This window comes from Cellulomonas algicola, assembly GCF_003851725.1.
GTDB classification, from domain to species: Bacteria; Actinomycetota; Actinomycetes; order Actinomycetales; family Cellulomonadaceae; genus Cellulomonas; species Cellulomonas algicola.
Genome location: NZ_BHYL01000253.1, coordinates 1 through 16,588, shown reverse-complemented (window position 1 = coordinate 16,588; position 16,588 = coordinate 1). Strand labels below are relative to the sequence as shown.

General features: G+C 75.0%; 15 protein-coding genes and 2 pseudogenes. 12 read left to right on the top strand and 5 right to left on the bottom strand.

The features are described 5' to 3' along the window. Window positions 1-2,022 (bottom strand): annotated as a pseudogene (locus CTKZ_RS15370) (hypothetical protein); the annotation flags it as partial. Between the two features lie 169 nt (window positions 2,023-2,191). Here CTKZ_RS15370 and CTKZ_RS15365 point away from each other — a divergent pair. From CTKZ_RS15365 to CTKZ_RS15330, 8 genes are all read left to right on the top strand, one after another. Further along, window positions 2,192-2,584, top strand: coding sequence for a DUF6916 family protein (locus tag CTKZ_RS15365; protein WP_124343763.1), 393 nt, complete (start codon window positions 2,192-2,194; stop codon window positions 2,582-2,584). A 23-nt stretch (window positions 2,585-2,607) separates the two neighbouring features. Further along, window positions 2,608-3,096 (top strand): GNAT family N-acetyltransferase, encoded by a 489-nt coding sequence (locus tag CTKZ_RS15360; protein ID WP_160142914.1) that lies wholly within the window; start codon window positions 2,608-2,610, stop codon window positions 3,094-3,096. Next, window positions 3,093-3,488, top strand: coding sequence for a hypothetical protein (locus CTKZ_RS15355; protein ID WP_124343761.1), 396 nt, complete (start codon window positions 3,093-3,095; stop codon window positions 3,486-3,488). Before CTKZ_RS15360 ends, CTKZ_RS15355 begins: the two co-directional genes overlap by 4 nt. Next, on the top strand, window positions 3,488-4,012 hold the full coding sequence (locus CTKZ_RS15350) for a phage tail protein (protein WP_124343760.1): 525 nt from the start codon (window positions 3,488-3,490) through the stop codon (window positions 4,010-4,012). Before CTKZ_RS15355 ends, CTKZ_RS15350 begins: the two co-directional genes overlap by 1 nt. 9 nt (window positions 4,013-4,021) lie before the next feature. Then, window positions 4,022-4,516 carry a phage tail protein gene (locus tag CTKZ_RS15345; protein WP_124343759.1) on the top strand — a complete coding sequence of 165 codons (495 nt, stop codon included), beginning with the start codon at window positions 4,022-4,024 and terminating at the stop codon, window positions 4,514-4,516. A 3-nt stretch (window positions 4,517-4,519) separates the two neighbouring features. Next, complete coding sequence (locus CTKZ_RS15340; protein WP_124343758.1) at window positions 4,520-5,056, top strand: phage tail protein; 537 nt, start codon at window positions 4,520-4,522, stop codon at window positions 5,054-5,056. Window positions 5,057-5,217: 161 nt separating this feature from the next. Further along, on the top strand, window positions 5,218-6,231 hold the full coding sequence (locus tag CTKZ_RS15335; protein ID WP_124343757.1) for a chymotrypsin family serine protease: 1,014 nt from the start codon (window positions 5,218-5,220) through the stop codon (window positions 6,229-6,231). Window positions 6,232-6,285: 54 nt separating this feature from the next. Further along, entirely contained in the window at window positions 6,286-6,504 is a 219-nt protein-coding gene (locus CTKZ_RS15330) for a hypothetical protein (RefSeq protein ID WP_124343756.1), read from the top strand. 166 nt (window positions 6,505-6,670) lie between these two features. Here CTKZ_RS15330 and CTKZ_RS15325 read toward each other — a convergent pair whose 3' ends face one another. Continuing rightward, window positions 6,671-8,017 (bottom strand): lytic polysaccharide monooxygenase, encoded by a 1,347-nt coding sequence (locus CTKZ_RS15325; RefSeq protein ID WP_124343755.1) that lies wholly within the window; start codon window positions 8,015-8,017, stop codon window positions 6,671-6,673. Between the two features lie 329 nt (window positions 8,018-8,346). On the opposite strand from CTKZ_RS15325, the gene CTKZ_RS15320 reads away from it, so the two are divergent. Then, entirely contained in the window at window positions 8,347-9,783 is a 1,437-nt protein-coding gene (locus CTKZ_RS15320; RefSeq protein WP_124343754.1) for a GGDEF domain-containing protein, read from the top strand. A gap of 19 nt (window positions 9,784-9,802) precedes the next feature. On the opposite strand, the gene CTKZ_RS15315 is transcribed toward CTKZ_RS15320, so the two are convergent. Next, entirely contained in the window at window positions 9,803-11,719 is a 1,917-nt protein-coding gene (locus CTKZ_RS15315; RefSeq protein ID WP_124343753.1) for an NHL domain-containing thioredoxin family protein, read from the bottom strand. Between the two features lie 187 nt (window positions 11,720-11,906). On the opposite strand from CTKZ_RS15315, the gene CTKZ_RS15310 reads away from it, so the two are divergent. Then, window positions 11,907-13,439: a hypothetical protein gene (locus tag CTKZ_RS15310; RefSeq protein WP_124343752.1), complete on the top strand. Its 1,533-nt coding sequence runs from the start codon at window positions 11,907-11,909 to the stop codon at window positions 13,437-13,439. A gap of 19 nt (window positions 13,440-13,458) precedes the next feature. Here CTKZ_RS15310 and CTKZ_RS21665 read toward each other — a convergent pair whose 3' ends face one another. Both CTKZ_RS21665 and CTKZ_RS15305 read right to left on the bottom strand, forming a co-directional pair. Beyond that, window positions 13,459-13,623 (bottom strand): hypothetical protein, encoded by a 165-nt coding sequence (locus tag CTKZ_RS21665; protein WP_160142913.1) that lies wholly within the window; start codon window positions 13,621-13,623, stop codon window positions 13,459-13,461. 254 nt (window positions 13,624-13,877) lie between these two features. Beyond that, window positions 13,878-14,960, bottom strand: coding sequence for a lytic polysaccharide monooxygenase auxiliary activity family 9 protein (locus CTKZ_RS15305; protein ID WP_124343751.1), 1,083 nt, complete (start codon window positions 14,958-14,960; stop codon window positions 13,878-13,880). Between the two features lie 242 nt (window positions 14,961-15,202). Between CTKZ_RS15305 and CTKZ_RS15300 the strand changes: the two genes are divergently transcribed. Both CTKZ_RS15300 and CTKZ_RS15295 read left to right on the top strand, forming a co-directional pair. Then, entirely contained in the window at window positions 15,203-16,024 is an 822-nt protein-coding gene (locus CTKZ_RS15300; RefSeq protein WP_124343750.1) for a patatin-like phospholipase family protein, read from the top strand. Next, window positions 16,021-16,588, top strand: a pseudogene (locus tag CTKZ_RS15295) (1-acyl-sn-glycerol-3-phosphate acyltransferase); the annotation flags it as partial. The gene CTKZ_RS15300 and the pseudogene CTKZ_RS15295, both read left to right, overlap by 4 nt.

The following is a 16,588-nucleotide window of genomic DNA, read 5'->3' as shown; positions in this document are numbered from 1 at the left end:
CGGTGGTGTCTGCACCGTGAGCCGTGCGGCGGCGGACCGGGCGACGGTCTCGCCGGTGTGCACGGCCCGGACACGCAGGCCGTCGTCGGTCGCGGCGACCGCGGGCAGCGTGAGGGTCGTGCCGGTCGCCGACGCGACGGGCGCCCACGTCGTGCCGTCGGCCGACCGCTCCCAGGTGGTCGTGGGCTGCGGCGTGCCGGCGGCGTCGCTGGTGAAGACCGCGTCCTGCCCGGCGACGACGGTGACGTCGACGGGGTCGGCCGTCGTCTCGGCACCCCACCGGACCTCGAGCGTCGCGGCGAGCGACGTGACGGGTGCGCCGTAGCCGTTCTGCACGACGGCGACGTACCGGGTGCCGTCCATGGCGCGCGTCGTGCCGGTGACCGTGAGCGTCGTGCCCGTCGCGCCGGGGACGTCCGTCCAGGTCGAGGAGCCGGGTGCTGCGGTGCGCCACTGCACGGTGGGGGTGGGCGTGCCCGTCGCCCCGACGGAGAACGTCGCGGTCGTGCCCTCGACGACGCTCGCGGCGGTCGGCTGCGCGGCGATGCTCGCGGGCACGGCGGTCGTGACGGTCGTGCCGGCCGTGGAGCCGTCGACGGTGAGCGAGACGCGCGGGTCGCCCGCGGCGATCGTGAGGGTGGTGCCGGCGGCGACGTCGGACCCGAGCGTCGCGTCGCTCCCGGCGAGCGAGCCCGCGGTCGTCGACCAGGTGAGCGGGACGTCGGCCAGGACCGCGGCCAGCGCGGTGGGCACCGCGGAGCCGTCGGACATCGTCACGGCGGCGCTGATCGCCGACGTGCGGCCGGGCAGGTCGATCGTCGGCGACGCGGCGAGCGCGAGCCGCGCGAACGGCTCGAGGGTCGCCGCGTCGGGCGCCGTGTCGCACCCGGTCCCGGCGGCCGGGTCGACACAGCCCCACCAGTTGCCCGGCACGGTCGCGCCGCCGCGCACGGCGTCGCGCGTGACGGTGCTGCCGACGGTGGTCGCGTTGCCCGCGAGGCGGGACGCGGTGACCTGCCCGTGGGCGAGGACGAGCGCGCCGAACGACGACGGCGTCCCCGCGGACGCGGTCACGGTGTTGGCGACGACGGTCGAGCCGCTGACGGTCGCGGTGCCGGACTCGACGAGGACCGCGGAGCCCTGCGCCGACGCACCCGACGTGGTCGTCACCCGGTTGCCCAGGAACGTCGAGCCGGTGACGGTCACGTCGACGTCGCCCGCGACGAACAGCCCACCGCCGCCCGTCACGCCCGCGCCGAGCGCGCCCACCGAGGTGTTGAGCTCGAACCTCGACCGCTCGACGACGACCGTGTCGTCCGGGTCGACGCCGACGAAGCCGATCGCGCCGCCGGCCGCGTCGGTCGCGGTGCTGCCGTCGAGCAGGCAGTCGCGGACCGTGAGCGACCCGCCGCTCATCTGCACGCCGCCGCCGACCGCGCCCTGGTCGGAGATGCCGGCGGGCACGTTGGTGCTGGCCGTGACGCGGCACGAGCTGAGCGTGAGGGTGTCGGGCGCACCGGCGACCGCCGACCCCGCGACGACCGCGCCGCCGCCCCACCACGGGTCGGCGAGCGTCGGGCGTCCGCCCGTGAGCGTGACCGCGCTGACGGTGACGTCCACGCGCCCCACGCCGAGCGGGTCGAGGTCGAGCACCCGCGACGCGCGGTGCGCGTCGATCCGCGTGGCGTCCCGGCCCGCACCCGTGACGGTCAGCGTCCGACCGCCCGACGTCGGCGCGTAGACGAGTGCACCGGCGGTGAGGGTGACGACGCCGCCCGGGAGGGTCACCGCGGCGTCGGTCAGCGACTGCGCCTGGCACAGCGCCTCACGCAGCGACAGGGTCGCCGGCGTCGCGTCGGAGCACGTCCCGTCGACGGACGCGTCGGCGGTCGTCGTGACGACGAGCGGCGTCGGCGCGGCGACGGCGGCAGGGGCGGCCAGGACCGAGCCCGACAAACCACCCGCCAGGACCGCCGCAATGGCGACGAATCGGTGAAATCGCAGGTCAGCGCGGTGCGGCACCGGGTCAGCGTAGAAGGATTCACCCGCTGCGAGGGTCCGGCGGCGGGGGTGAAACCTCGTAGGCTCACGACGCCGCGCGACCTTCCGCACCCCCGTCGCGCACACCCCTGACCACCGTGCCGACCTGCCCTCGAGGCCCCCCGCACGCCCCGCCCGACAGGAGGACGCCGTGCTCCAGCGCCGCACCGTCTCGCGCCGCGCCGTCCTCGCCGGTGGCGCCGGGGCCGTGGCGGTGGGGGCCGTCGCCGTCGCGGTCGGCGTCCCGCTGTCGCGCCGCACCCTCCCGCTCGAGCTCGCCGCGGTGCGGGCGCTCGTGGGCAGCCGGTTCCGCACCGACGCCGACGGCACGACCCACGTCCTCACGCTGGCCGCGGTGACCGGACCCGCGGGTGCCGCGCCGACGGCCGACGCGTTCGCCCTGACGTTCCGCGCGGCGTCGACGCAGGACCTGCCCGGCGCGATCCGCACGCTCTCGCACGACGACGGCGACCTCGTCCTGTTCGTCGGACCGGTCGGCCCCGACGGCACGGACCTCGAGGCCGTCGTCGACCGGACCGTCTAGTGGGTCTCCGGGGAGGACCGGCCGTGCTCACCCTGCGCCGCACGTCGCCCGCCGACACCGCGTTCGTGGCCGACCTCTACGCCGCGACGCGCGCCGACGAGGTCGCCGGGTTCGGCTGGGACGACGCGACGACGGCAGCGTTCCTGCGGGGGCAGCACGCCGCACGTGAGGCCGCGTTCGCGGCGACGGCGACCGACGACGCGGTCGTCGAGGTCGACGGCGTCCCCGTCGGCCGCCTGGTCACCGCGCGGCGCGAGGCCGGCGTCGTGCACGTCCTCGACGTCGCCGTGCACCCGGACCACCAGGGCCGGGGGACCGGCACCGCGGTGCTCCGCGACGTCCTCGCCGACGCCCACGCGGCCGGTACGACGGTGCGGCTGCACGTCCGGGCGACGAACGTGCGCGCCGCCGCCCTCTACGCGAGGCTCGGGTTCGTCCCGGTCGACGACGCCGAGGCCCCCTCGCCGACCGCCGGGACGGTGCTCGACGTGCTGCTGGAGGCCCGCCCGTGACTGTCGCCACCTGGTCCGACTGGCGTGCCGCCGTGGGCGCCGTCGTCCCCGCCGGCCCGCACGGCACGTGGACCGTCCGGTCCTGCTCGGACCGCCGGACCTCGGCAGGCTGGGCGACGTGGGACGTCACGTTCCTGGCCCCGGCGGGCACCGGTCAGGAGACGGTCGTCCTCGACCTGCCCGGTGCGGGGCCCCAGACGCTGCTCGCCGTGCCGAGCGCCGCGCACCCCGACGGCGCGCTGCTCGTCGCGACGTTCGTCGTCCCCGACGACGCCCCCGCCGGAGCCGACCCCACCGGCCACGACCCCGGCGCCGCCGACCCCACCGACCTGACCCACCCGACGACCGACGGCACGCGCGGCCCCGCCGCCGACGCCGGGACGGAGGCCTGATGTCCACGCCGTACATCGGCGAGATCCGCATGTTCGCCGGGAACTTCGCCCCTGCGGGCTGGGCGTTCTGCGACGGCAGCCTCGTGCCGATCTCCGAGAACGACACGCTGTTCACCCTGCTCGGCACGACGTACGGCGGCGACGGGGTGAACACGTTCGCGCTGCCCGACCTGCGCGGGCGCTCGCCGCTGCACGTCGGGCGCGGGACGCGCTCGACGACGACGTACGTGCTCGGCGAGACGGGCGGCGTCGAGACCGTGACGCTGTCGACGCCGCAGATCCCGCAGCACACGCACCGGCCGCAGGCGTCGGTCGCCGCCGCGACCGGCACGTCGCCCGCGGGGGCGGTGTGGGCGGCGTCGACGGCACCCGCGTTCGTGGCACCGTCGGTCACGCCGAGCGCCACGCTCGCCGCCGACGCGGTCGGTCCGGCGGGCGGCTCGCAGCCGCACGAGAACCGGCACCCCGTGCTCGCGGTGTCGTTCATCATCTCGCTCTTCGGCCTCTACCCCCAGCAGGACTGAGGACACGCCATGTCGGAACCCTTCCTCGCCGAGATCCGCCTCACGGCGTTCGGCTACCCGCCCCGCGGCTGGGCGCAGTGCAACGGCCAGCTCCTGCCGATCAACCAGAATCAGGCGCTGTTCTCGCTGCTCGGCACCCAGTACGGCGGCGACGGACGCGTGAACTTCGCGCTGCCGGACCTGCGCGGACGCGTCCCGGTGCACGTCGGCCCGGGGTTCACCCTCGGCCAGGCGGGCGGCGCCGAGACGCACACGCTGACCGTGAGCGAGCTGCCGCCGCACACGCACCCGGTCAGCGCGGCGTCCACCGCCGACCGCTCCGTCCCGGGCGCCGCCCGCTGGGCCTCGACCGACGCGCCGCACTACGGGCCGACGCCCCAGGCCGTCATGGCGGACGGGCTCGTCGCGCCCGTCGGCGGCTCGCAGCCGCACCCCAACATGCCCCCGTACGCCGCCCTCCAGGCCGTCATCGCGCTGGTCGGCATCTTCCCCAGCAGGGACTGACCCATGGCTGATCCGTTCGTCGCCGAGATCCGCATGTTCGCGGGGAACTTCGCCCCGAAGGGGTGGGCCCTGTGCAACGGGCAGCTCATGCCCATCTCCCAGAACACCGCCCTGTTCTCGCTGCTCGGCACGACCTACGGCGGCGACGGCAGGAGCACGTTCGGGCTGCCCGACCTGCAGGGGCGCAGCCCGGTGCACCACGGTCAGGGCCCGGGCCTGCAGCACGTCGTGCTCGGCGAGCAGCTCGGGTCGCAGACCGTCACGCTGCTCGAGTCCGAGATGCCCGTGCACGGCCATCCCGTCGCGACCCTGCCCGACGGCACCCGCGGCACGACCGGCAACCCGTCGGGTGCGGCCTGGGCGACGAGCCGCCTCGGCCGGGTCACCGAGGAGCTCTACGGGAGCGGCCCCGGCGCGCTGACGATGAGCCCCGGCGCGCTGGCCGTCACCGGCGGCGGCCAGCCGCACGACAACCTGCCGCCGTACCTGGTGCTCACCTTCATCATCGCGCTCCAGGGCATCTTCCCCCCGCGCGGCTGACCCACCGCGCCCGTCGCCGGGTGCGGCGGCTGCGGTCCCGCGTCCCTGTCGTCGTGCCTCCTGCCACGACCGCGGACGTCGCCCGGCGGGTGTCGGTGCGACGCGGCAGACTTGCCGCCAAGCACCGGGACACCACCGGGCGGCGATCGGCAGGGGGGTCGATGGGATCGATGGACGAGCGCGAGGCGCGCGAGGTCAAGGCGCAGGTCAGCGACTACGTGCGGGAGCTCGCGCAGCGACGCGTGCAGGTGCAGGACATGCACGCCGCGGCGGTGCCGCTCGCGCTGGGGCTCGCCCCGCTGGCCGACGGCGGGTACGGCGTCGCCGTGCGCTACCGGCTGGGCCTCCCGGCGGTGCGGAGCATCGCGCGCAAGGTCGCGGAGCAGGTCGGGCCGGCCGCCGACGTGCGGCGCACGGGTCGGATCCGCACGCTCGCGGGACCCGGCGGCGGTCCGTCGATCACCCTGCGTCCGCCCGTCGTGACGGCCCGCTCGCTCGGCGAGACCGGCCGCGTGCGGCCGCTGCGGCCCGGGGTCTCGATCGCGCACGCGAAGGTGTCGGCGGGGACCCTCGGCGCGTTCGTCGTCGTCGACGGGCGCATGCACGCGCTGTCCAACTACCACGTGCTGTCGGGCACGCCGTCGGCCCGGATGGGCGACCCGGTCCTCCAGCCCGGACCGGCCGACGGCGGCCGCACCTCGCGCGACAAGGTCGGCGAGCTCGCGGGCCGCGTCGAGCTCGAGCCGCACGGCCGGGCCACCGTCGACTGCGCGGTCGCGCTGCTCGACGACCCCGAGGTCGACCTGCGCTACCCGGTGGGGCTCGTCACGACGACCGCACCGGCCGTCGGCAACGAGCAGGTCGCGAAGATCGGCCGGACCACGTCCGTCACGCACGGCAAGGTCACCGCGATCGAGCTCGACGACGTCGTCGTGGGCTACGGCGAGGAGCTCGGCGAGATCGCGTTCGACGGGCAGATCGAGGTCGAGTCGACGGGTGCGTCGGCGTTCTCGCGCGGCGGCGACTCGGGGTCGCTCGTGTACCGGGAGGACGGCGTCGCCCTGGGCTTGCTCTTTGCGGGTTCGGAGACGGGAGGCGAGAATGGGTCCGGGCTGACCTATCTCAACCCGATCGATGCTGTGCTCGACGCCCTCGGTGCGACGCTCGCCACCTGACCCTGCCCGGCGAGCCGCCCGACGTCGGCGTGGGCCGGCGGGAAGCGGTGCAGCATGGCGGATCTCGAGCAGGCGCGTGCAGCGAAAGAACGGTTGCGCGCCGACCTCGCCGGGCGACCAGACGTGCGGGGGATCGGGATCACACCGGACGGCGACGGGTATCTGCTCCAGGTGAACGTGTCCGCGCGCGGGCGGTCCACCCCGCTGCCCCCGGCCGTCGACGGTGTCGCCGTGAAGGTCCGCGTCGTCGGCGCCATCACGGCGAGCGCCTGACCGCGCCTCGCTCGCGCCGCTCGTCGGGCGTACCTCCTGCTCCCCGCGACCTGCCGGACGCACTCGCGCTGCGCGCGATCGGCCGCGCACGCGTCCCGCGCCACGCACGGCCGAGGGCCCGGCCGCCGTGGCGACCGGACCCTCGTGACCCGCGGCGAGGCGCTCGTCAGGCGAGCGCGCAGGGCAGCCCGTTGAGCGCGACCCCGGTCGGCTGACCCGGCGCACCGCTGCTCGACCCCATGAACCCGAACGTGACCGCTCCGTGGTGCGCGATCGTCCCGTTCCACGCGGCGCTGCGTGCCGTGACGACGGCCCCGGACTGCGTGGCCGTGCCGTTCCAGGCCTGCGTGACCTTCTCGCCCTTCGTGAAGGTCCAGGTCAGCTGCCAGCCGTTCACGGGCGTCATCGACTCGTTGGAGATGGTGACGTTGCCGACGAAGCCGCCGGACCAGGCGTTGGACACGTCGAACTTCACCGAGCACGACCCGACGGGGACCGTCCCGGAGCTGAACGTGAGCGTCGACGACCGTGCGGACACGTTGCCCGCGGCGTCGGTCGCGGTCACGTAGACGGAGTACGAGGTGCCGGGGGTGAGACCCGACAGGGTCGTCGCGGGGGAGGTCGGCCGCGCCAGCACGGCCCCCGTCGCGGCGTCGTGCACCGTGTAGCCCGTGACGCCGACCGCGTCGGTCGACGCCGCCCAGGTCAGCGAGGCGGTGGTCCCGTCGACGGCTGCGGCGGTCGGGGTGCCGGGCGCGGTCGGCGCCGTCGTGTCGACCGGGTCCCCGGGGTCGCCCGGGTCGCCGGGGTCGGTCGTGCCGCCGCCGTCGAAGACCACGTCGGAGCAGTTGTAGAACGACTCCGGGCTGTCGGTGCGCTCCCAGATCGACAGGATCACGTGCCGGCCGGTCTTCTGCGGCAGCTGCGCGGTCCAGTAGTACTCGGGGCCGGTCGGGCCGCCCGAGCGGGTCGGCGGGTTGAGCACGCGGTCGAACGGCGCGGGCTCGAGGTCGTCCCAGCCGATCGGCTGGCTCGGGTCCCAGCCGTCCTTGGTGATCCACTGCGTCCACCAGCCGGGGTGCGGCACCGTCGCCGCGTACTGGAAGGTGATCCGCCCGCCCGACTGCAGCCTCGTCGTGGGCCACTGGGTGCTCGGCGTGTTGAACGCCGCGAACTTCGGGTCCGGTGCGCAGAGCGTGCCGTCGGCGATCGTCTGGTGCTGGCCCGCGATCGTGCCCAGCAGGTTGCCGTACCAGTTGTAGAACGGGTAGTTGCTGGCCGCGAGCGCCTGCTGGCAGATCGGGTTGGTCGGCAGCATGTTGCCCGCCTGACCGGCGGCCTGTCCGCCCGCGAGCCCGTCGAGGTAGCACGCGTACGTGCGCGTCTGCGGGTAGGTGAGGCCGCCGTGGGCCTCGGCGCGCGACGCCGGCAGCGCGACGAGCGTCGCGGCGGCGAGCCCGGCGATCGCGGCGCCCACGAGGGCTCTGCGTCGCAGGGCGGTGACGGTGGACATGGCGGGACTCCTTCCGACGTGCGGCGTCGTCGCCGCGGGGCGCCTCCTGCCGGCGGCTCGCCGGGTCGTGCGGCCGCCAGGGGGCAGGGTGGCGTCAGGGTCGCCGCGTCCGACGAGCGTCGACAACCCGGCGAATGGTTTCGGCGGCGGGACGGCGGAGCGTCGACGCGGGGCACGCCCGCCTCACCCGTTCGGCTCAGCACGATCGGGGCAATTGGTGCCGCACCGGACCCGCCGGCGGGCCGATCCGACGCGGCGGCGGGGTGATCTCATGGACCTCTCATGCCCTCAACTGTTCGGACAGGTGTCCGAGGGACGATGATGGGCGCGTGACGCGCCGGGGGACCGCCGAGGGGACCCGCAGGGACCATCGGTCTGCTGCGGCGCTCGTGGGCGTCCGGGGCCTGGCGACCGCCGCGCACCGGCTGGACCGCTGCCGCACCCTCGACGAGGTCGTGGAGGTCGCCTCGACCGCCGGCGTCGACATGCTGGGTGCCAGCTCCTTCGCGGTGCTGCGCATCGAGCAGGACACCGCGCGCGTCGTCCGCGTCGTGCCGGAGCCCGCGGACCCGCGCCTCGTGTGGCGCGTGCGCGCGTCGTACCGCGCCGACGACCGCCCCGCGCTGCGACGGCTCATCCGGGACCGGGTCAGCTGGGTCGCGCACGCCGTGGACGTCGCCGGCCGGCCCGTGACGGGCTCCGACGCCGGCGCGGGTGACGCGGTCGAGGTGCAGACGCTGCGCGAGATCGACGGCGCGTCGGCGCTCGCGTCGCCCGTCGTGGTCAACGGTGCCGTCTGGGGCCAGCTGTACGCGATGCGCGAGCTCGGGTCGCCGCTGTTCGGCGTCGACGACCTCGCGCGTGCCGAGGTGCTGGGCGCGCTGCTGGGCGGTGCGATCGCGCGCGTGGACCTCGAGGGCCAGGTGCGGCACCTGGTCGCCGACGACCCGCTGACGGGTCTGGCGAACCGCCGCGTCGCCGACTCCGCGGCGGAGTCCGCCCTGGAGTCGGGCCTGGAGACGTGCATCGTCATGTGCGACGTCGACGGCCTCAAGCGCGTGAACGACGAGCTCGGCCACGACACCGGCGACGACCTGCTCCGCTCGGTCGCGGACGTCCTGCGGCGCGCGTCCGACGCGCTGCCCGGCTCGACCGCCGCGCGCATCGGTGGTGACGAGTTCTGCCTCGTGACGGTCGGGCGCCGCCGCGTCGAGGTCGCCGAGGTCGTCGCGGCGACCGTGGCCGAGTTCCCGCTCCCGCACGGCGCGGCGATCTCCTACGGCATCGCGACGACGGCCGTGACCGGCGCGACGTCCGCGCGGCACCTGTTCCGGCAGGCCGACATGGCGCAGTACCGGGCCAAGCGGGCCCGGGCGCGCGCGCTCCGAGCTGCGGCCCCGACGACCGCCGACCCGGCCGTGACCGCCGAGCGCGTCGTCGTGGCCGGCACCGCCGCGATCGTCGCCGCGCAGTCGGGGATCGTCCCGCGGCTGTGCGCGCTGGCGGCCGCCGCCACCGAGACGCTCGGCGGTGCCGGGTGGGCCGTGCTCATGCGCCGTCCCGGTGACCCGTCCGACGGGCCGGCGTCCGCGGTCGCGCGCGGTGGCGCACCGGTCGACGTGACGCAGGCCGAGTCGTCCACGACGGTGGTCGAGCACGGCCCGTGGGTCGTCGAGATCGGCGTCTCCGCGACGGCCGCGACGGGCGAGGTCGTCGACACCTCGCTCGACGCCCTGGTCGCCGTCGCGGTCCTCGGGGCCTCCTGACCGGTGCCCCGGTGCGGCGTCAGCCGTGCAGGGGGAGGGTGAGCGTCGTCGGAGCGCCCTCGACGACGCGGACCGGCACGCCCCAGTCCTGCGCGTTGAGGTGGCAGGCCGGGTACTCGACGGCCGGGTCGGCGTCGCACGACGCCGCGTGCGCGGTCACGTGCAGCACACCGTCGCCGACGGCCGGGTCGAGGCGCAGCGCGCGGGTCAGCGGGACGTCGTCGCCCGCGCCGTCGAGCAGCAGCCCGGGCGGTGTCGAGGACACCTGCAGGCGGGTCGACGGGCCGTACCGGTCGTCGTACTTCTGGCCGGCGGCGGGCGTGAACACGACGTCGAGCAGCACGTCGCCGGGCGCGAGGTCCGTCACGGGTCGCTGCGTGCGGTGGGCGCCGCCGTCGACGACCTGGCCGGCACCGGCCGGGAGCGCGACGCGCGTGACGCGGTGTGCCGCCGACTCGACGACGAGCACGTCGAGCCCGCCGTCACCGGCCGCGCCCCCGGTCAGCACGACGAGGCCGCTCGGCTCGGCGAGGTCGCCCGCCACGGTCGTCACCTCGCCGGCACCGGCGGGCTCGCCGTCGGCGGGCGGCACGTAGCGACGCACGGCGCCGTTGTAGGTGTCGGCGACGAGGACGGACCCGTCGGGCAGCGCGGCGACGCCGAGCGGGTGCTGCATGCGGGCATCGTCGGCGCGCCCGTCGCGGTGGCCGAAGTCGAACAGCCCTTCGCCGACGGCGGTGTGCAGGGTCCCGTCGGCGGGGTCGAGCCAGCGCAGCGCGGACGTCTCGGAGTCGGCGACCCACACGCGGCCGTCGGGCCCGACCGACAGCCCGGACGGCTGGGCGAGCCACGCGTCGGCGCCCGACCCGTCGAGCAGGCCCTCGTTCATGGTCCCGGCGACGTGCCGCAGCCGCGTCCCGTCGAACGACCACAGCGTGTGGTTGCCGGCCATCGCGACGACGAACGCGCCGAGCGCGTCGGACCACACCACGTCCCACGGCGACGACAGGCGCACGTCGAGCGCCGGACCGTCGAACCCGGCGCCCGTGCCGCCGCCGCGCACGTTGTCGGCCGCACCGACCATGAGCTGCTCACCCGTCCCCGCGACGGTCGTCACGTGGCCGTCGGCCAGGCGCACGCCGCGCAACGCGTGGTTGACGGTGTCGGCGACGAGCACGTCGTACCCGAGCGCGTCCCGCAGGTGGTCGGGCACGAGGGCCAGGCCGTTCGGCTCGCTGAACCGGGCGTCGTCCGGCCCGCCGTCGACCAGCCCGCGCTCGCCGGACCCGAGGCGCCGCAGCAGCGTCGACCCGTCGGCCGCGACCTCCGTGAGCGCGTGGTGCCCGGCGTCCGCGACGAGCAGCGACCCGCCGGGGAGCGCGACGGCCTTCGCGGGGAAGCGCAGCGTACCGGCGGTCGGCGCGGGCGGCACGTACGGGCCGTCGCCGCGGTGCAGCGTGCCCTTCGCGTCGTGCTCGGCCACGAGCTCGTCGAGCAGCACCTCGAGGTTGTGCCGGTGCCCCTCGCCGGCCATCTGCGCGACGACGTACCCCTCGGGGTCGACCACGACGAGCGTCGGCCACGCGCGGGCCGTGTACGCCGACCACGTGACGAGCCCCGGGTCGTCGAGCACGGGGTGGTGGACCTCGTACCGCTCGACGGCGGCCGCCAGCGCGAACGGGTCGGCCTCGTGCACGAACTTCGGGGAGTGCACCCCGACCACGACGAGCACGTCGCGGAACCGCTCCTCGACCTCGCGCAGCTCGTCCAGGACGTGCAGGCAGTTGATGCAGCAGAACGTCCAGAAGTCGAGCACGACGACCTTGCCGCGCAGGTCCGCGAGCGTCACGTCCCGCCCGCCGGTGTTGAGCCACCCCCGCCCGACGAGCTCGGAGGCGCGGACACGGGGCAGCCGGGTGGAGGGCGTCGCGGTCACGCCCCCATTGTCGGGCACGCGGCGGTGGGCAGCGGCTGCCCGCCGCCGCGTCAGGGACCAGCGACATCACCCGTTCGGGCGATGGGCTGACGCGCGCGAGGCCGCCAGGGTGGGGTGCCGTCGCCGACCGTGCGCGGCGGGACGGGGAAACGTCGTGCGTCTGCGCGTGCTCGGTGCGCTCGCCTCTGTGGGAGCACTCGTGGTGGGGCTCCTGCTCGCGGGGGTCGCGGCGCCTGCCGCGGCAGCGGGAAGGACGTTCAGCGGCCGGGTCTTCTCCATCACGACCAACCAGGGTCTCGCCGCCATGCGCGTCGAGATCGTCGCCGTGAACGCCGACGGCAGCTTCGGCACGGTCCTCCTCTCGGCCACGACCGCCGACGACCCGGTCGATCCCGGTCGCTTCGTCCTCGACCTGCCTGCCGAGAAGCCCGCGGGTCGCGCCGCGATGCGGGTGGTCGACCCCGCCGGCCGGTACATGCCCAGCTACGACAACTGGGGGCGGACGTACCCGGCGCCGTACGAGCTGCTGGGCGGCGGCGTGTGGGACGCCCTCTACAGCACGTACGGGCCGTGGCAGGAGACGTCGTTCGCCATGCTCGCCGCGGGCCGGTACGTGCCGGTCGTCCCCCGACGTGTCGTGGACACCCGGGTCAACGGGCACGGTCCGATGCAGCGGAACGAGTGGTACAAGTTCCCGATGCCCGCTCTGCCGGGCGAGCCCGTCGCGTTCGTGCTCAACGTGACCGCGACGCGCACGCAGTGCGCCGCCGACTACATCGCGGTCGGCATGAACATCGTCGGGTACGAGACGGGCGCGGAGTCGAGCATCGTCAACGCGCGTGCTGGGGCAGACGTCGCGAACCTGACGACGATCCGCGTGGGCACCCGCTACGAGGACCCGGCCGACTGGGTGCAGCTCTACAACCACGCGTGCCCGACCGACGTCGTCGTCGACCTCCAGGGGTACTACGACAGCGGCAGCCCGTCCGGTGCCGGCTACGTCCCCGTGACGCCCGAACGGGTGCTGGATTCCCGCACCGACGGTGGACCTCTCGACGCCGGCGAGGCGCGCCGCGTGGACCTCGCGGAGCTCGCGACCGACATGCCGGCCGACGCGGTCGCGGTCGCGGTCAACCTCACGGCGACGCGCACGACGGCGGCGACGTCCTACCTGTCCGCCTACCCCACGGGGTTCACCGCGGCACGGTCGACCAGCGTCCTCAACGCCCGCCGCGGGCAGGACGTCGCCAACCTCGCGGTCGTCCCCCTCGCGGAGGACGGGTCGATCGAGATCTACAACGACGCGGGCCGGACGGACGTCGTCGTCGACGTCCAGGGCTGGTACACGGAGAGCGGTGGCGTCTCGTTCTACCCGCTCGACCACCGGCGGCTCACGACCGGTGACGGGTTGCTCGGCGCCGGCAAGGAGCGGCTCGTCGGCGCCCCGGGACGCGGCATCGAGATCCCGGCCGACGCGCAGGCGCTCGCGGTCAACCTGACGAGCACCGCGGGTACGGCGCCCACGTCGTACGTCACCGCCTACCCCGCGGGAGCGTCGCGGCCCTTCGCGAGCAACCTCAACACGCGGCAGGGCATCGACCTCGCGAACAGCGCCGTCGTCGGGCTGGGTCCGGGCGGGCACGTCCTCTACAACGACGCGGGCAGCGTGCGTCTGCTGGAGGACGTCCAGGGCTACTTCGCGCCCGGTCCGCTGGACTGAGCCGACCCCGGACGCGCGGTCACTGGAGCCGCGAGGCGAAGGTGAGGCCGAGGGCGACGACCGCGGCGACGAGCAGCAGCAGCCAGTAGCCGCGACTGCGCCAGAACAGCGAGGGCGGCTCGGTGCGGCGCTCGTCCGACGGGTCCGGGCCGGTGGGCTCGTGGTCAGGGGGGTCGCTCGGCACGGGGCGCTCCGTCGGTCGTCGGGCGGGTCGGTCGGGCTCATCCTGCCGCGCGCCGCGGTCACGACCAAAGACCCCGTCGGCACCGCACGCCGCCGACCGGCGCCGCGATGAGCCCGCCGACCGCCGCGGTCCGCCGCTGGGACGACGAGCGCCGCACCCGCCGACCGGACCACGGTCGGGATGCCGGACGCCCGCCGCCCGACCCGTGCGGGTCAGGACGACGGGCGTCCGGGTGGTGCGGTGGAGCCGGTCGGTCAGTGCGTGCCGCAGGAGACCGCGGAGACGCCCTGGCCGTTGCCGCTGCCGATGAAGCCGGCGGTGGTGCTGGCGCCCGCGGCGAGCTTGCTGTTCCAGTCGACGCTGGTCAGCGTGTTCGCGGCGGACAGGGTGGCGCTCCACGCCTGCTGGACGGTCGTGCCGCCGATCGCGGTGTGCCAGCCGGTGATCGCGCTGGAGCCGGCCTTGACGGTGACCTCACCGACGAACCCGTTGCTCCACGAGTTCACGACCTTCACGGTCGCGGTGCAGGTGCCCGGGCCCGAGGTGTGCGTGGGCGTCGGCGTCGGGCTCTGGGTCGGCGTGACGGTCGGCGTCGGGGTGACCGTCGGCGTCGGCGTGACGGTCGGCGTCGGCGTGACCGTCGGCGTCGGGGTCACGGTCGGCGTCGGCGTGCTGGTGCCGCCGATGTTGATGTCCGAGCACAGGTAGTACGGCTGGTCGAGGTGGCTGGCCTGCCAGATCGTGAACAGCACGGCACGGCCGCTGTAGCCCGTGAGGTCGACGTCGGTCTGGTACAGGCCCGTCGTCGGGTAGCGCCCGGTCTCCTTGACCAGGGTGATGTCGTCCCAGCCGAGCGCCTCGGTGGTCGGGTCGTAGCCCGGCTTCGAGACGTAGATGCGCAGGTAGTCGGCGCCGTGCTTCGCACCGTCGGTCAGCGTGAGCTGGAACTTCGTCGGGACGTTCTTCGCGACCCACGGGCCGGGCGTGTCGAGGTAGTCGTACCGCGGCGAGAAGGTGCGGCCGCCGGAGCACAGCTGCCCGTTCGGGATGACGGCCTCGTGCCGACCGCCGACGTTCTCGCGATACAGGCCGTTCCAGTTCCACATCGCGTTCGGGTCGTGCTGGTACGCGCCCCAGCACATGGGGTCGACGTTCTTCATGTTCTGGTTGAGGTGGTCCGAGCCCCAGACCTCCCAGCACCGGTAGTTCCGGGTGGGCGGGTCCGTGACGGAACCGTGGGCGGAGGCGGGTGCGGACGTGACGACGGCGGCGCCGATGGCCACCGCGACCGCCGCCAGGGCGGCGAAGAGCGTGCGTGGGCGTGCACGGACGGTCATGTGTGCGGGTCTCCTCTCGATGCGGGACGGCCCCGTGAGCGCGTCCCGGCACCGGCCTCGCTGCCGTCCGCCGAGGTCGCGTCCCCCTAGGGCCTCCACCCTGCGGACGACCTGCCCTTTCGGGCCACCGTCTGAAGCGATTCGCGCCTCACTTTCGACACCGGGCGGCTCGGCCGTGACCAGCGGCGGCGGCCTGGGGACGTCGCCGGGCCCTGCGTCGTCGGCTGTGCCACGATCCGGTCATGACGGTGGGGTTCGTGCTGGGCGGCGGCGGTGTTCGCGGCGCCGTGCAGGTCGGCATGCTCCAGGCGCTGTTCGAGGCGGGCATCCGGCCCGACACGGTCGTCGGCACGTCGATCGGCGCGATCAACGGCGCGGCCGTCGCGGCGGACCCGACGCCGTCGGTCGTCGAGACGCTGCTGCAGGCGTGGGCGTCGCCGGCCGCCGCGGCCGTCTACGGCGACTCGTGGCCCAAGCAGCTGCGCCGGCTCGCGCGCTCGAGGACGCACCTCAACGACCCCGCACCGCTGCGTGCGCTGCTCGAGGAGATGCTCGGCGCCGACCGGACGTTCGAGCAGCTCGACGTCCCGCTGGCCGTCGCGGCGGCGTGCATCGAGCGGACCGCGGAGCGCTGGTTCGACAGCGGGCCGCTCATCCCCGCGGTGCTCGCGTCGTCGTCGGTGCCCGGCGTCCTGCCGCCGACGAAGATCGGCGACGAGCACTTCGTCGACGGGGGCATCGTGAACTCCATCCCGCTCGGCGAGGCCGTGGAGCGCGGCGCGACGACGGTGTACGTGCTCCAGGTCGGACGGATCGAGGAGGCGGTCGTGGCGCCGGAGAAGCCGAGCGACGTGGCGCGGGTGAGCTTCGAGATCGCGCGCAGGCACCGGTTCACGCGCGAGATCGAGCGGGTCCCGAAGGACGTCGCGGTGCACGTCCTGCCCAGCGGCGGTCCGGCACCCGGCGACGAGAAGCTCGGGTCGTACCGGCGGATGGACGCGACCCGACGACGCATCGACGCCGCCCGCGAGGCGACGCGCGCGTACCTCGAGGCCCGGTCATGACGTGGCGCCTGCCGCCCCGGTGGGTGCGGCGGGTCGTGCTCGCACCCGCGATCGTCGCGCTCGCGGTCCTGCTGGTGCCGACGAGCCTCATGCTCGTCCTGCTGGTGCTCGGCGCGGTGACGTGGGCCCTGCCGGGGCGTCTGCGCATCTCTCGCGCGCTGTGGATGGCGAGCTTCTACGTCCTGTGGGACGCCGCGTGCCTGGTCGCGCTGCTCGGGCTGTGGATCGGGTCCGGGTTCGGGTGGGCGATCCACCGCCCGGCCTTCGAGCGGGCCCACTACCGGCTGGCCCGACGCATGATGCAGGTGCTCTTCTGGCAGGTCCGCTGGACGCTGCGCCTGAGGATCGACATCGTCGACGCCGACCTCGGGACGGTCCTCACCGGGCAGCCGATCGTCGTCGCGAGCCGGCACGCCGGACCCGGCGACTCGTTCATCCTGGTCCACGCGCTGCTCAACTGGTTCGACCGTGAGCCGCGGATCGTCCTCAAGGACACCCTGCAGTGGGACCCGGCGATCGACGTGCTGCTCAACCGTCTGCCTACGCAGTTCATCACCCCGCGCA